We start from the raw sequence: 14,466 nt of genomic DNA, 5'->3' as shown, positions 1-14,466 counted from the left end.
CGGCCCCTGCTGTCAGGCCGCGTTGCCCAGCAGTGTGGCGACCAGCTCGCCGGTGGTGGTGGCGCCCAGCTTGCGCATCAGCCGCCCCCGGTGGGCCTCGACGGTGCGGTGGCTGATGTCCAGCAGGCGCGCGATCTGCTTGCTGGTGGCGCCGGTCACGATGTGCTGCGCGATTTCGCGCTCACGCACCGTGAGGTCGGCGCTCACCGGGCGGCGCTGCGAGATGTCCTCGAACATCCACACGGCATGGGCAAACGGGTCGGCGCGGTCCAGGGCTCGGCCGGCCACATGGCACCAGAACAGCGAACCATCGGACCGGGCCATGATGCGCTCGTCGCTGTAGGTTCCGGTGGCCTTCATCACGGGCAGGCCCAGGTTGCCGATGTGGGTGAACTCCTCGAACGAGGGGTAGAGCTGGGCCATGGAATGGCCCATGAGGTCGGTTTGCGCATGGCCAAACATCTGCGCAAACGCCTCGTTGCAGATCTCGATCGTCCGGTTGCGCGAAACGCACATGCCCGCCGGGGCCAGATTGAAGGCCAGTTCCAGCGTGTGCTGCATGTCGGAGGAGGTGTCCATGGCGGGTGATTCTGCCGCAGGGTGCCCTGGGTGGGGGGGTGGGGAAACTACCTGCTTGTGCAGGGGGCGGGGCAGGCTGTGGGCGGGGGCTGCATGGCAGTGCCCGCGATGGGGTGCCATGCAGCTGCTGCCGTCTGTCACCCCTCCATCACCACCGGCCCCCCCTGGGCCAGTGCGCGCTGGTAGGCCGGGCGCTGGTGCATGCGCTCGCGATAGGCCAGCAGGTGCGGATGGCGGGCGCCTTCGTCGGCGCGCGCGAGGGCTGCCTCCACGGCAAAGCTCATCTGGAAGTCGGCGATGCTCAGGTGCTCGCCCGCAAACCAGCGGTGCTGCGCCAGGTGCGCATCCATGAAGGCCAGCGCCGTGGCCAGGTTCGGGTCGATGAGCTTTTTCTGCACCTGTTCGCACAGCGTGCGCGCAATGGGCCGCACAAAGAAGGGCATGGGCTGCGTGGGGATGGTGCGAAACACCAGTTTCATCACCAGCCAGTTCATCAGCGAGCCCTCGGCATAGTGCATCCAGAAACGGCACTGGCGGTGCTCTGGCGTACCGGTCTGCGGCACCAGGTGGGCCAGGTCTGCCGGTGCGCTGTTGGCAAAGCGTTCGGCCAGGTATTCGATGATGGCACCCGATTCAGCGATGACATCCTCGCCTTCGGTGATGACAGGCGACTTGCCCAGAGGGTGTACTGCCTTCAGCGTGGCCGGTGCCAGCTTGGTGCGCGGATCGCGCTGGTAGCGCCGCATGTCGTAGGGCACGCCCAGTTCTTCGAGCAGCCAGAGGATGCGCTGCGAGCGCGAGGTTTCGAGGTGGTGCAGGGTCAGCATGCGCGCCATCGTAGCGGGCATGGGCGGTCGGCGCCGGGAAGGGTTTATCGCCGGTTCATTCCCTGGTGCGCAGCAGGGGGCGCAGCGCCAGCAGCCCCAGTGCCGGGCCCAGCGCCAGCCCCGTCAGCAGGGGGCCGAGCGCGACATGGGCCGAAAGCTCGACGAACAACAGAATGCTGACAATGGAGATGCCAAAACCGATGCTGTTGGTCAATGTGAGCACGCTGCCCACGGCCTGGGGCGGCGCATTGCGCGCCGTGAGCGCAGAGAACTGGGGAGAATCGCCCGAAACGGTGATACCCCACACCAGCAGCCAGGCATAGAACAGCGCATCGGGCGCCCGCATGAGCCAGGGGGCAAGCAGGCAACACAGGCCGCTGGTGGCCAGTTGCACTGCCGCCACGCGGGCGCTGCCCCAGCGCGGCGCCAGCCAGCCGCCCACCGTGCAGCCCAGCGCGCCCGCGCCCAGCACCCAGAACGCGGCCCACGACAGCGCCGTGCCCTGCAGGCGCGTGGCCAGAATGATAGGCATCAGCACCCACAGGGTGTACAGCTCCCACATGTGGCCAAAATAACCCAGCACCGAACTGCGCACGCGTGCATCGGTGGCAATGCTGGCCAGCGCACGCCATTGCAGTGTGGTGACGCGGGCCACCGCACCGGGTGGATCGGGCAGCCACCCGTACAGCAGCACCCCGCCCGCAGCCGCCAGCCCCGCCACCCCCAGCATCAGGCTGGGCCAGGGCAGGGCGTCGCCCAGGGCGCGCAGCGCGTGGGCACTGGCCGAGCCCAGAATCAGCGCGCCGATTAGCAGCCCCAAGGCCGGGCCCAGCCCGCGCGTGTACCACTGCGAGGCGATCTTCATGCCCACGGGATAGATGCCTGCCAGGAAAAACCCCGTAGCAAAGCGCCACGCCAAGAGGGCCGGAAAACTCGTCACCATGGCCCAGGCACCCACCGTGCAGCCCGCACCGGCCAAGGCGCAGACCAGAAACACGCGCCGGGGCGAGAACCGGTCGGCAATCGCCAGCAGCGCAAAGACCAGCGTCCCCAGGATGAAGCCGAACTGCAGCGCCGAAGTCAGCGTGCCCACGGCGGTGGCAGGCCAACCCAGCTCGCGCTGCAGGTCGGGCATGACGGCATTGACCGCAAACCACAGCGAGGTGCCCGCAAACTGTGCGGCCACCAGCACGGGCAGCACGTGGCGTGGGACCGGAGGCTGCGGGGTGCGGGTCACAGCCGTTGCGTTATACGCCCCGCGCCCGGTCGGCCTTGAACTGTGCGCGGAACTCGCCAAAGCGCCCGGCGTCGAGCGCCTCGCGCACCTCGCGCATCAGGTTCAGGTAGTAGTGCAGGTTGTGGATGGTCGCGAGCATGGGGCCGAGCATTTCGCCGCAGCGGTCCAGGTGGTGCAGGTAGGCGCGCGAGAAGCCGCCGCGCCCGCCGGCATCCCAGGACACGCCGTCCTTGCCCGCGCAGGCGTGGCAGGTGCAACTGGTGTCGAGCGGTTGGTGGTCGGCCTTGTGGCGCGCGTTGCGGATCTTCAGGTCGCCGTAGCGTGTGAACAGCGTGCCGTTGCGTGCGTTGCGCGTGGGCATCACGCAGTCGAACATGTCCACGCCCTGGGCCACGCCTTCCACCAGGTCTTCGGGCGTGCCCACGCCCATGAGGTAGCGCGGCTTGTGCGCGGGCAGGCGGTGCGGGGTGTGCGCCATGATGCGCAGCATCTCGTCCTTGGGTTCGCCCACGCTCACGCCGCCCACCGCGTAGCCCGGGAAGTCCATCTCCACCAGGGCTTCGAGCGATTCCTGGCGCAGGTTCTCGAACATGCCGCCCTGCACGATGCCGAACAGCGCGTTGGGGTTGTCCAGGCGCTCGAACTCGGCCTTGGAGCGCACAGCCCAACGGCGGCTCATCTCCATGGACTGGCGCGCCTCGCGCTCGGTGGTCAGGTGCCCCTTGGTTTCGTAGGGGGTACATTCGTCGAGCTGCATCACGATGTCGGAGTTTAGCACCGTCTGGATCTGCATGCTCACCTCGGGCGACATGAAGAGCTTGTCGCCATTCACGGGGCTGGCAAAGTGCACGCCCTCCTCGGTGATCTTGCGCATGTCGCCCAGGCTCCAGACCTGGAATCCCCCCGAGTCGGTGAGCATGGGCTTGTTCCACTGCTCGAACGCATGCAAACCGCCGAAGCTCTGGACGATGTCCAGGCCCGGCCGCATCCACAGGTGGAAGGTGTTGCCCAGGATGATCTGTGCGCCCATGTCATTCAGGCTTTGCGGCATGACGCCCTTGACGGTGCCGTAGGTGCCCACGGGCATGAAAATGGGAGTTTGCACCTCGCCGTGGTTGAGCGTGAGCGTGCCGCGGCGTGCGTGGCTGGTGGGGTCGGTTGTGAGGAGTTCGAACTGCAGCATGATGGGGCGCATTGTCCCAGACAGGCTTGCCTGATCCCGCTCAAGGTTATGGATGGGGTTTGGGCGAGGCCGTGGCTACACTGGACCAAGGTACTACAAGGAGAACACCATGCTCAAAATCCTCATCGCCGTAGACGGCTCCGAACTCTCGCTGGATGGTGTGCACCATGCGCTGGCGCTGGTGCGCCAGGGGCTCAAGGCGTCGATCGTGCTGGCCAACGTACAGGAGCCCGCCACGCTGTACGAGCTGGTGACCACGCGCGACCCCGACCTGATCGCCGCTGCCAGCCTGCAGGCGGGTGACCATCTCATGGCGTCGGCGCGCGCACTGCTCGACGCGGCCGGGGTGGCTTATGAAACCGATGTGGGTGTGGGCGATGTGGCGCACACGCTGGTGGACATGATCGAGCGCTCCGGGTGCGACATGGTCATCATCGGCGCCAAGGGGCAGGGTGCGATCACCAGCGCGCTGCTGGGCTCTGTCTCGCAGGAGGTGGCGCACAGCAGTCCGGTGCCGGTGACCATCGTCAAACATGCCGAGGTGCTGGAGGCCGACGAAGCCGATACGCCCGAAGACGCAGCGGCCTGAGCGCCCCGGCCAGGCCGGCGGATGCAGAAACGACAAGGGCCGCTGAGTGCGGCCCTTGCGGGTATCGGGAGCGGTAGGCGGCCGCGTGATCAGGCCGCCTTGCGAAACGGCTCGGCCGCAGGCCGTTGCAGCTTGCCGTGCGGCAGCGTGGCCAGGCGCGAGAACATGCGGCGCACATAGCCGCGCACCCACAGGCACTTGTTGAGTTCGTCCACCGGCAGCGGGCCCGACACCACCACGATGTCATTGGCCACGTCCTGCGCCCCGGCAGCGCGCAGACGGCGACGGGTGTTGTTGGCCCAGGACTGGATGCGCGTGGGGCTGCCATGCTGGTGCACCTCGCCCGTGTGCTTGTCGAACGCAATGGCCACCGTGTCGGTCTTGAGCTTGAAGCGGCGCTCACCCGTCACCGCGCTGGGCGCCTCGCGCATGTCATACAGGTAGTAGCTGCCTGCCTTGAGCTGGTATTGCATGTCCATGGGTGTGTTCCTCTTTGTCGGCATTGTCGAGGGGCACGCTGCAGGCAATGGCAGGTAAAACGGTGGGAAAGGGGCTCTTTTTGAACGCCTCTCACAGGGGCCACGCCGGTTTCTGTGCGCGTGCCATTGTGGCCGCACGTCGGCGCCATCCAAAGAAACTTGAGGACGATGTCGTAACGAGTTGTGAGCAATGTCGGGTGCCCACTATTGGTATTGCCTGGCAAGGCACGTGGCCGTCGAGACTGGCGCGCACCAGGCGAGGGCAGCCAAGCAAGGGCCGCCCCGCAGCAAGGGCTGCGTCCCCTTCCCGAATCGCACAGCGATTCGAGAGAAGGGGGAAGGCGCGCAGCGCCTCAGGGGGATGTACCTGCTTAAAAATCCACCAGACTCAACCCCACGCTGAACACGGTGCGCTTGCGGTTGTAGTCGATCATGCTGTCGCCATAGCCACTGAACAGCGCCGTGTGCAGGCGCAGGTTGCTCTTGCCGCCGAACAGGCCGGTGCCCAGCGTCTGCAGCCACTCCAGGCGCAACGAGCCCCGGTCACTGCTGGCCAGCGAATGGCGCAGCGTGGCGCCGAAAGTGTTGTCCTTGTCGTAGTTCCAGAAGGCCGACAGCTCGCCGCGGCCCACGTAGTCGCTGATGCCCGGGTTGTCGTCGCTGCCCGAGCTTTCGGGGATGCGCTTCCAGATACGGGCGTTCACACTGACGCGGTTGCCCAGTTCCATGCCGGTCATCAGGTACATGCGGTTCCAGCTGCGCGACAGAGGCTTGCTCTGGCCATTGGACTGGTGCACCAGCCCGATGCCGCTGTAGCGCCACTTCCAGCCAAAAGGCAGCTGCGCCGTGGTGGGGTAGACATACATCACCTCGGGCTCGTGGTCGGTGGCGCGGAACGGGCGCGAGATTTCGGGCGTGAACAGCTGCCAGTACGACTGCTGCGTGTAGCCAAACCACACCGAATCCTTGAGCGTGGGATGCCCCTGCGTGAGCAGGCCTTGCGCGATCTTGGTGCGCACCGACAGCTGGATGCGGTTTTCCGCGCGGCGGTAGGGGGTGGATTCGGCGGCCGAGTTGCCGTCGGCATCCGAGGTGGGCTGGCGGTTCACGTTGCTGGCGCCCACCACAGACACCGTGATGGGCCGGTAGCCGCGAAAGCTGAAGGTGCCGCAGTCGCTGCCCGACTCCAGTTCCCAGAAGCGCGAGAGGTCGCTGTACTGCGGGTCGCGGCAGCCGTCAGTGCGGGCCACATCAATGACGCGGGTTGCAGGCAGTGTGGCGTCCACAGGCGGCGGAACCGCTGCGGCAGCTTCGGCCGAGGCTGCCGGCGCCTGCCAGGCCTGCTGGGCGGCCCACTGGTCAAAGCAGGCCAGGCGCGCCTGGTTGTCGTTGCTCAGCGCGGTGCAACGGCGCAGCGCGCTGTCTGCGGTGCCGGCGTTGCCGTCCGGGGCCGCCTGCGCCAGCACGGCTCCGGTGGGTGCCAGTGCTGCAATCACCAGGGCCATGGCGTGCTGCAGGCGGCCGGGGCGCGGGCGCGGGGTCTGGGCGCGGTTCATTGCCACCCCGCCTGCTTGCGCAGTACGAACGGGATGGGCGGTGTCGGGGGCGCCGAAGGGGTGGGTGCTGCGTTGTTCCATGTTCCGCGTATTTCCTTGCCGCAACTTCCATCGACCACCTGGCCTGTCCAGGTGGCGCTGATATTCGTGCCGTTGATCGATTCTTCCAGGGTCAGCTCGCCCCCATCGACATCACCGCTGACCTGCGCGGTGGTGCCGTTGCGCTGCACCGTCCCACGCACGCTCTGTGCCAGTTCGGGGTGCGGGCCCAGCTGCAGTGTGGCGCTGGCGCCAGGGGTGTCCGGCGCGGTGCCTTGCAGCTGCGCCAGCCAGCGGCCCTGCAGGTGCCGGTGGTCCAGGTCTGCCGCAGCCGGGCAGGCGGCGGTGGTGGATTTTGGGGCATTTTGGCCGCTGGCGCTTGTAGGATAAGCGCTGATAGCTATCAAAACCAAAGCGATGGCGCCCAGGGCGCGGTGGGGTGGCAAGAAGGAGCGGTGCGCCATGGGCTGCGGTGGAGGGTGCTTCGGGGCGTCAGTTCGTGGGCGCCGGGTGCGCTGCGGCAGCCGCGTGGGCGGCACTGGTGGCCTGCGCCCTGGCGGCAAATTCGGCGCGCAGGGCCTTGAGCTTTTCGCGCGGGTCTTCGCGGGCGGTGGTCTTGTCCAGGCCCATTTCGGCGATGAAGCGGCTGGGCTGCGCGGCCACCATCTCGCGGCCCTTCTTGCGCTTTTTTGTCCAGCTCACGGCCAGGGTGCGCTGGGCGCGGGTGATGCCCACGTACATCAGGCGGCGCTCTTCCTGCAGGCGCTGCAGGGTGTCGTCGCTCACCTTGTGCTGGCGGCCTTCGTCGTCGTCGAGCTTGAAGGGCAGCATGCCCTCGGTCACGCCCACGAGAATGACGTGCGGCCACTCCAGCCCCTTGCTGGCGTGCAGGGTCGAAAGCGTGACCATGTCCTGCTCCTGCTCGCGCTCGCTGATGGTCGAGAGCAGCGCGATGGTCTGCGACACCTCCAGCAGGCTTTTGGTCTCCCTGGCCACCACGGCGCCCGCCGTGTCGTCAATCTGCCCGCCCGCGCGCTGGGCCATCCAGTCGCAGAACTCCAGCACATTGCTCCAGCGGGCGGCGGCCACCTTTTCGCTGTCTTCGCCGTCGTACAGGTGCTGTTCGTAGCCGATTTCCTTCAGCCATTCGGCCAGGAAGGCGCGTGCATCTTCGGCGCCGTGCGTGTGGCGGGCGCGGTGCTCCAGGTCGTTGATGTAGCGGCCGAACTCGTGCAGGCCATCCAGCGCGCGCTTGGGCACGGCTGCGGGCAGCATGCCGTTGAACAGCGCGCCAAACATGCTTTGCTTGTGCTGCGTGGCAAACGCGCCCAAAGCGGCCAGCGTGGTGTGCCCGATGCCGCGTTTGGGGCTGCCAATGGCGCGCAAAAACGCCGGGTCGTCGTCGTTGTTGATCCACAGGCGAAACCAGGCGCACAGGTCCTTGATTTCCGCCCGGTCAAAAAAGCTCGTGCCGCCCGACACCTTGTACGGGATGTTGGCCTTGCGCAGCGCCTTCTCGAACGGCTTGGCCTGGTGGTTGGCGCGGTACAGGATGGCAAAGCTCTTCCAGTCCGGGGGCGGGTTGCTGGCCGCGCGCAGGCTCTGGATGCGGGCCACGGCGCGCTCGGCCTCGTGCTCTTCGGTGTCGGCATCGACCACGCGCACGGGCTCGCCTTCGCCCAGCTCGCTGAACAGCGTCTTGGGGAACAGCTTGGGGTTGGGCCCGATCACATTGTTGGCCGCGCGCAGGATGGCACTGGTGGAGCGGTAGTTCTGCTCCAGCTTGATGACCTTGAGCTCTGGAAAGTCGATGGGCAGCTTTTTCAGGTTGTCCAGCGTGGCGCCGCGCCAGCCATAGATGCTCTGGTCGTCGTCGCCCACGGCCGTGAAATGGCCGCGTTCGCCCACCAGCAGCTTCAAAAGTTCGTACTGCGTGGCATTGGTGTCCTGGTACTCGTCCACCAGCACATGGCCCAGCTGCGCCTGCCACTTGGCGCGCACCTCGGGGAAGTCGCGCAGGAGCTTGAGCGGCATGCCGATCAGGTCGTCAAAGTCCACGCTCTGGTAGGCCGCCAGGCGTTCCTCGTACCGGGCCATCAGTACCGCAATGCTGCGTTCGCTGTCGTCGGCCGCCTGTGTCAGCGCCTGCTCGGCGTTCAGGCCCATGTTCTTCCACTTGCTGATCGTCCACTGCCATTGGCGTGCAGTGGCCAGGTCGGTGGTTCCACCGGCAGCGTCTTTCAGGATGCCCGTCACATCGTCGGCATCCATGATGCTGAACTGGGGCTTGAGGCCCAGCACCGCGCCGTCCTCGCGCACAATGCGCACGCCCAGGGCGTGGAAGGTGCACACCAGCACGTCCTTGGCGCGGCGACCGATGAGGCCCTTGGCGCGCTCGCGCATTTCGGCCGCCGCCTTGTTGGTGAAGGTGATGGCCGCGATCCGCCGGGGGTCCATGCCCTTTTCGATCATGTGCGCAATCTTCTGCGTGATCACGCGCGTCTTGCCCGAGCCCGCGCCGGCCAGCACCAGGCAGGCACCGTCGGTGTAATGGACAGCCTGGAGCTGGGCGAGATTGAGACCGGCGGACATGCGAAAGGGGGCGAAGGGAACCAGGGGGAGGGGGGCGCGCATCTGGCACCGTGTGCGCCAGCGAAGCGCGCAATGATACCGGCGTGCTGCCGTGGCCCGCCTCGCACCTGACACCGCGCTGACGCAACAAGCGCCGGGCCAGGCGGTTGCGGGCGCAGGCACCGCAGGACTGCGCCCCGGTTCGGGAAACCCCGCTGGCGGCGTGGGTTGTCACACTTTGATACTGGCAGCTTCCGTTCATCACGGCGCCCGGACCCCTGCGGGCGGCGTTTTACAGGCCCATCACCATGATCGCGTTTGTCACGTTCTCTTCGAAGACCTTTGCGCACACCGCCCGCACGCGGCTCCGGGCGGTGGTCACCGCAACGGCGGGCTGCATGCTGGCTGCGGGCACGCTCTTGCCCGGGCCAGTGCTGGCCCAGCAGGGCGGCGGCGCCAACCCGGTGCGCATCGGGGTCGTGGGTCCGTTCACCGGGCCTTCGGCGGACTTTGGCGTGCCCATGCTCAACGGCATCAAGCTGGCGGTGGACGAGATCAATGCCGTGGGCGGCTACCTGGGCCGGCCGCTGGAGCTGGTCATCAAGGACGACGCCGCCACCCCGGACCAGGGGCGCAAGGTGTCGCAGGAGCTGGTGCAGGAAAAGGTGGTCGCCGCCATCGGCTTTTGCAACACGGGTGTGGCGATGAAATCCATCGACCTGTTCCAGGATTCGAAGACGCCGCTGATCGTGCCCTGCTCCGCCGGTACGGAGGTGACGGCCAAATACCCCGCGGCCGACAGCTACGTGTTTCGCGTGCAGGCACGCGACGCGCTGCAGGCGCCTTTCATGGTGGACGACATCGTCAAACGCGGCTGGGACAAGGTGGCCATCTTTGCCGACACCACGGGCTACGGCGAGGGGGGCTACAAGGATGTGGTGGCGGCACTGGAGGACAAGAAGCTCAAGCCCGCCTACGTGGCCCGCTTCGCGCTGGGCGTGAAGGACCTCACGGCCGAGCTCACGGCCGCCCGCAATGCCGGTGCCAACGTGATCTTCAGCTACACCGTGGGGCCCGAGAACGCCGCCATCGCCAACGGCAAGAAGGCGCTCGGCTGGAAGGTGCCGCAGGTGGGCGGCTGGACGCTGTCCTTCCCTTTCTTCATCGACGGCGCCAAGGACGCGGCCGAAGGTGCGCTGGCGGTGCAGACCTTCATTGCCGAGCCCAGCAACGAGCGGCGCGCGGCCTTCCTGTCCAGTTATTCGCGCAAGTTCCAGGGCCGCATGGCCGTGCCCATGGCCGCGGCCAACGCTTATGACGCCACCTACCTGCTGATGTATTCGTTCCTCGGCATCCGCGATGGCAACCTCACGGGCAAGGCCATCAAGGAATCGCTGGAAGGCAAGATGAAAACCTACTACGGCGTGGTCTCCACCTACGACAAGCCCTTCAGCGTGCAGGACAAGGACGCCATCACGCGCAACATGCTGATCATCGGCATGGTCAAGAACGGCGCCATCACCTTTGCCTACCCCGAGGATGCCAAGCGCAACCTCATCATCCAGCGCAAGCAGTGACGCGGATTTGCCTTCAACCGGCTAACGTCCTTCTTGGGTGTGGAGGGAGCCTTGCCGTGCTGCAGCGCTGTCTGCGGCTCCCCGCCTGGTTATCCGGTTGAATGCAAATCCGTGGAGATGCCGAGGTGCGTTTTGCTTCTACTGCATGCGTTGTGTGCGATGACCCCCGTCTGACTTTGCGCTGACCACACCGGGCGCCGCTAACCCCGGCCGCAGGCGCAGCAAGGAAAATGGGTCCGTGCTGTCCGTCCTTCTCATCACCTTCCCCTTCTTCGCGCTCGTGCTCTGCGGCTATCTCGCTGCGCGGCGCGGCGTGCTGCCGCAACCGGCCATCCCCGGGCTCAACGCCTTCGTGCTGTACTTTGCGCTGCCCTGCATGCTGTACCGCTTTGGCGCCAGCACGCCCATCGGGCAGCTGCTGGACCCGGCTGTGGCGGGCGTCTATGTGGTGTGTGCCCTGGTCATGGTGGGCGCCACGGTGGCGCTCACGCGCAACGCGCGCATCGGCTGGAACGACGCTGCCTTTGGCGCCCTTGTGGCCGCCTTCCCCAACACCGGCTTCATGGGCGTGCCGCTGCTGGTGGCCCTTTTGGGCGCGCAGGCCGCGGGCCCGGCCATCGTGACCATCGTGGTGGACATGGTCATCACCAGTTCGCTGTGCATTGCGCTGTCGCGCCTGGATGGGGCGGGCACCCACGGCGTGGGCGTGGCATTGCGCAACGCCTTCAGGGGCATGGCCACCAACCCGATGCCGTGGTCGATTGCGCTGGGTGCGGTGGCCTCGGCCCTGCAGTTCCAGCTGCCCGGCCCGGTGGACCAAACCGTGGCCATGCTGGCCGACGCCGCCTCGCCGGTGGCGCTGTTCACCATTGGCGCGGTGCTGGCCCGCTCGCAGATGAACCAGCACGAGCAGGTGCCCCTGCGCGACTACGTGCCCGTGGCGCTGGCCAAGCTGCTGGTGCACCCGCTCCTGGTGTGGGGCGTGGGCACGGCGGCCATCGCGCTCGGGGTGCCGCTCACGCCGTTTGCCCTTACGGTGCTGGTGCTGCTGGCGGCCCTGCCCAGCGCCAGCAATGTCTCGCTGCTGGCCGAGAAGTTCGGTGCCAACAACGGGCGTGTGGCGCGGATCATTCTGGTGTCCACCGCGCTGGCGTTCCTGAGTTTTTCGGCGGCGGTGACGCTGTTGACCTGATGCTTTTGTTTTTATAGCTGAAGGCGCTTGCCAGATAAGCGCTGGAGGCCTAAATGCCTGGAACTGCATTCAGCAGGCATGGCGCACTGATTGAACCAGGGCCTCCCGGGCGTGGTGCAGCGCGTACATCGCGCCCACCCACAGCGCCCCTTCAACGCAGATCTGCAAAGCGAAGCCCGGCCTGTAAACGCGCGTAGCCATGGTGTACAGGGCCTTGACCACGATCAGCAGCGGGGCCGCCAGAGAAGCGGCGTAGGCCCAGGCCTTCCAGCCCTGCAGATGGGTGCCCATGCGGGTCTTCGGGTGACATTGGAGGATGGCCCCGTGGTGTTGCCAGTCGCCATAGGCCTCCCACAGCATCATCACGTTGAAAAAACTGAACACCACCATTGACACCAGCCAGAGCAAGACCAGGTTGCCGTGGTGCACGTTCCAGCTGGGGGCGTCGGCCCGCTGCGCCTTTTGCTGCGGGCTTTCATCGCGGCGCATGCCTTCGGTGCTGATCACTTCCTCGGCCGTGTCCACGGCAAGATCCAGCCAATGGGTCCAGGTGCGGACTCGGGGTTGTTCGCCCAGCGCCCCCGCGTACACCCAGGCGTCGTCCACGCACACCTGGCGATCGCTGCGAATGCGATCGCTGGGCAGGTACCAGTCCGGGGACTTGCGCGGTAGCTTCACCGCAAAGACTGTGGTGGTGGCACGCGTTTGCCTAAAGCCCGTGCCGCTGTGGTCAAGCTCGATCGCCATCCAGTCAAAACCGCGGTGCTGGCTCTTCACGACCCACTGCGGCTGCACGGCCGTCAAGCCCAGCCTTTCCCACAGCGGCGCGGAAAAGCTCTCCAGCAGACCGTGCGGAGGTTTCTCCTTGACGGCCATCTACAGGTCCTCCAGGTCAGCATCGTCCTGCGCGGTGCGCCAGGACTGCAGCGCCACGGCGATGGTGAGGCCGGCGCACAGGAGCAGATTCCACAGACCCGGCGTGCCGAATACGGCGAAGCCCGCTCCGATCACGCCCAGTACGATCACCCAGCGCAACATGGACAGGCCCTGGCAGCATTTGAGGGAAAAACCGAGGATCAGATAGATCATTGCCAACATCAGCGGCCACCCGAAGATGCGGTAAATCAGCAGCGCGGCGAGACCGGTGCCCTTCGCTTTGGCAAACCACGAGGCCCAGATCCAATTGGTTGCCAACGTGGACACGGCGACGGCAGTGATTGTCCACAGCGGAGGTAGAAAGTCTTTGTAGCGGTTCATTAGGCGGGTTGGAAAGCGCCCAGAGTATGCACGGCGGCGGTGCCGGGCAGTGTGGGGATCGCTGTCACCCAACGCGGCAGGTTTCCGCGCTCAGTCGGCCCTGGGCCACCTGAGGTAGCGTGGGGCGTGCAGATGGCGTACTGCGTGCCCCATGCCGTCGGCTGCTCTGCGCGGGCAGGCAAAAGTTACGGCCGGGGCAAAAAAAACCGGCTCCAGAGAGCCGGTTTCTACGCGGGGCGCGGTTTTCAGTAGCGACCGCCGCCGTAGCCGCCGGTGCCGTAACCCACATCCGAGCGCTTGCTGGCGGTGTAGCCGCCAGCGTCACTGCGCTCTTCACGCGGGCGGGCCAGGTTCACCACGATCGTGCGGCCGTCCACGGACATGCCGTGCAGACCGCTGATGGCGGCCTGGGCCACTTCGGCGTTGGCCATTTCCACAAAGCCGAAGCCCTTGGAGCGGCCGGTTTCGCGGTCCATCATGACCTTGGCAGAGGACACGCCGCCAAACTCCGAAAAGTTGCTCTGAAGGCTGGCGTCGGTGACGGAGTAGGGCAGGTTGCCCACATAGATTTTGCTGCTCATGGAAAGAGCCTTTCTGAAAAATGGCGCGCAACGAATGGCGCACCGTTGGGGTAAGTTGCTGCGGGTGCGAAACCCGCAGCGGGAAAAAGGGAGGGCTGCGCTCGCACCGGTCAGTGCGTCAGCATCGGGGCGGGTGCTGCATGCAGGTTTGCAGCCAGCCCTGGGTGATGGCAAAGAGCCGGGCGGCTTCGCGCGAGGCAAAGGCCTGGTCAAAGCGGAACACGCGGCAGTAGCTGCCGTTGCCCTGCGAGCGATGGACCGAAAAGGAGGCGCGAAAGCGGCCGCAGTCGGTCGGGTGTGTCGTGGGCGAAACGACGAAAGAGCCCATGGAGATGGCGGTCTGTGAAATCTGGATCAATCGGGATCGCAGGCCCTGCAAGAGGCGGCCTGCGCGAGCATCAAGGGACGCGGTGGGCTGCAGCTCTACAGACCCACTGGGCGACAAAGGTCGCAAAAGGCGACCCGCAGAGAGCGAATGACCACCCTGAGCAGGCGCTGCGGTGACCGCAACTGCCCAATATTATATCTCAAAAAGAATTTAAATTGAAATTTATATTCTTTGAAGTTTTATATGAACCACCCCGCACGTCCGACAGCGTGCGAATCCGAGGCAAGTGACGCACCTGATTTGATAGCTGCTTGCGCATGTGCAGCAAGGGCGGTTTCAAGTCCAAGTGCAACATTAAAAGTTAATGGACTGAATCGGACTGTTGTGCCAAGCGAGCCAAATGCTCGGCATACACCTCAATAGGCTTGCTCCAGCCCAAAGTCATCCTGGGGCGGCCATTGAGTTCATCGG

Annotated in this window: 15 protein-coding genes and 1 pseudogene; 3 read left to right on the top strand and 13 right to left on the bottom strand. The window is 66.0% G+C overall.

Annotated features, from left to right (window positions below):
• Nucleotides 1-12: 12 nt before the first annotated feature.
• The 4 genes from KYG_RS03880 to tgt all read right to left on the bottom strand — a co-directional run bounded on the left by KYG_RS03880 (nt 13) and on the right by tgt (nt 3,826).
• Nucleotides 13-579: a PAS and helix-turn-helix domain-containing protein gene (locus KYG_RS03880; RefSeq protein ID WP_008903520.1), complete on the bottom strand. Its 567-nt coding sequence runs from the start codon at nt 577-579 to the stop codon at nt 13-15.
• 137 nt (nt 580-716) lie between these two features.
• On the bottom strand, nt 717-1,406 hold the full coding sequence (locus tag KYG_RS03875; protein WP_008903519.1) for a glutathione S-transferase family protein: 690 nt from the start codon (nt 1,404-1,406) through the stop codon (nt 717-719).
• Between the two features lie 55 nt (nt 1,407-1,461).
• Nucleotides 1,462-2,643: a nitrate/nitrite transporter gene (locus KYG_RS03870; RefSeq protein ID WP_008903518.1), complete on the bottom strand. Its 1,182-nt coding sequence runs from the start codon at nt 2,641-2,643 to the stop codon at nt 1,462-1,464.
• 10 nt (nt 2,644-2,653) lie between these two features.
• Nucleotides 2,654-3,826 carry a tRNA guanosine(34) transglycosylase Tgt gene (gene tgt / locus KYG_RS03865; protein ID WP_008903517.1) on the bottom strand — a complete coding sequence of 391 codons (1,173 nt, stop codon included), beginning with the start codon at nt 3,824-3,826 and terminating at the stop codon, nt 2,654-2,656.
• Between the two features lie 109 nt (nt 3,827-3,935).
• Here tgt and KYG_RS03860 point away from each other — a divergent pair, with 109 nt between their 5' ends.
• Nucleotides 3,936-4,415 carry a universal stress protein gene (locus KYG_RS03860; protein ID WP_008903516.1) on the top strand — a complete coding sequence of 160 codons (480 nt, stop codon included), beginning with the start codon at nt 3,936-3,938 and terminating at the stop codon, nt 4,413-4,415.
• Between the two features lie 89 nt (nt 4,416-4,504).
• Here KYG_RS03860 and KYG_RS03855 read toward each other — a convergent pair whose 3' ends face one another.
• The 4 genes from KYG_RS03855 to KYG_RS03840 all read right to left on the bottom strand — a co-directional run bounded on the left by KYG_RS03855 (nt 4,505) and on the right by KYG_RS03840 (nt 9,081).
• Nucleotides 4,505-4,894: a hypothetical protein gene (locus KYG_RS03855; RefSeq protein WP_008903515.1), complete on the bottom strand. Its 390-nt coding sequence runs from the start codon at nt 4,892-4,894 to the stop codon at nt 4,505-4,507.
• A 371-nt stretch (nt 4,895-5,265) separates the two neighbouring features.
• Entirely contained in the window at nt 5,266-6,450 is a 1,185-nt protein-coding gene (locus tag KYG_RS03850; protein ID WP_008903514.1) for a phospholipase A, read from the bottom strand.
• A complete protein-coding gene (locus KYG_RS03845; RefSeq protein ID WP_008903513.1) occupies nt 6,447-6,953 on the bottom strand; it encodes a hypothetical protein in 507 nt (168 codons plus the stop codon). The genes KYG_RS03850 and KYG_RS03845 overlap by 4 nt, the downstream gene beginning before the upstream one ends.
• A gap of 28 nt (nt 6,954-6,981) precedes the next feature.
• Nucleotides 6,982-9,081 carry an ATP-dependent helicase gene (locus KYG_RS03840; protein WP_034693027.1) on the bottom strand — a complete coding sequence of 700 codons (2,100 nt, stop codon included), beginning with the start codon at nt 9,079-9,081 and terminating at the stop codon, nt 6,982-6,984.
• Nucleotides 9,082-9,458: 377 nt separating this feature from the next.
• On the opposite strand from KYG_RS03840, the gene KYG_RS03835 reads away from it, so the two are divergent.
• Nucleotides 9,459-10,637, top strand: coding sequence for an ABC transporter substrate-binding protein (locus KYG_RS03835; RefSeq protein WP_034693025.1), 1,179 nt, complete (start codon nt 9,459-9,461; stop codon nt 10,635-10,637).
• A 238-nt stretch (nt 10,638-10,875) separates the two neighbouring features.
• A complete protein-coding gene (locus KYG_RS03830; RefSeq protein ID WP_008903510.1) occupies nt 10,876-11,829 on the top strand; it encodes an AEC family transporter in 954 nt (317 codons plus the stop codon).
• A 69-nt stretch (nt 11,830-11,898) separates the two neighbouring features.
• Here KYG_RS03830 and KYG_RS03825 read toward each other — a convergent pair whose 3' ends face one another.
• The 5 genes and pseudogenes from KYG_RS03825 to KYG_RS24230 form a co-directional block, all read right to left on the bottom strand.
• Complete coding sequence (locus tag KYG_RS03825; RefSeq protein WP_008903509.1) at nt 11,899-12,705, bottom strand: hypothetical protein; 807 nt, start codon at nt 12,703-12,705, stop codon at nt 11,899-11,901.
• Nucleotides 12,706-13,086, bottom strand: a complete 381-nt coding sequence (locus tag KYG_RS03820; RefSeq protein WP_008903508.1) for a hypothetical protein — start codon at nt 13,084-13,086, stop codon at nt 12,706-12,708.
• 245 nt (nt 13,087-13,331) lie between these two features.
• Nucleotides 13,332-13,667, bottom strand: a complete 336-nt coding sequence (locus tag KYG_RS03815; protein WP_008903507.1) for an RNA-binding protein — start codon at nt 13,665-13,667, stop codon at nt 13,332-13,334.
• Nucleotides 13,668-13,785: 118 nt separating this feature from the next.
• The gene (locus tag KYG_RS03810) at nt 13,786-13,995 is read right to left on the bottom strand and encodes a hypothetical protein (RefSeq protein WP_034693023.1); all 210 of its coding nucleotides are present in this window, start codon (nt 13,993-13,995) and stop codon (nt 13,786-13,788) included.
• A 361-nt stretch (nt 13,996-14,356) separates the two neighbouring features.
• Nucleotides 14,357-14,466: pseudogene (locus KYG_RS24230) on the bottom strand (IS30 family transposase); the annotation flags it as partial.

It is taken from the genome of Acidovorax sp. NO-1 (genome assembly GCF_000238595.1).
Lineage (GTDB): Bacteria > Pseudomonadota > Gammaproteobacteria > Burkholderiales > Burkholderiaceae_C > Acidovorax.
Note: the sequence above shows the minus strand (reverse complement) of the source record. Positions and strands in the feature narration are given on the sequence as shown.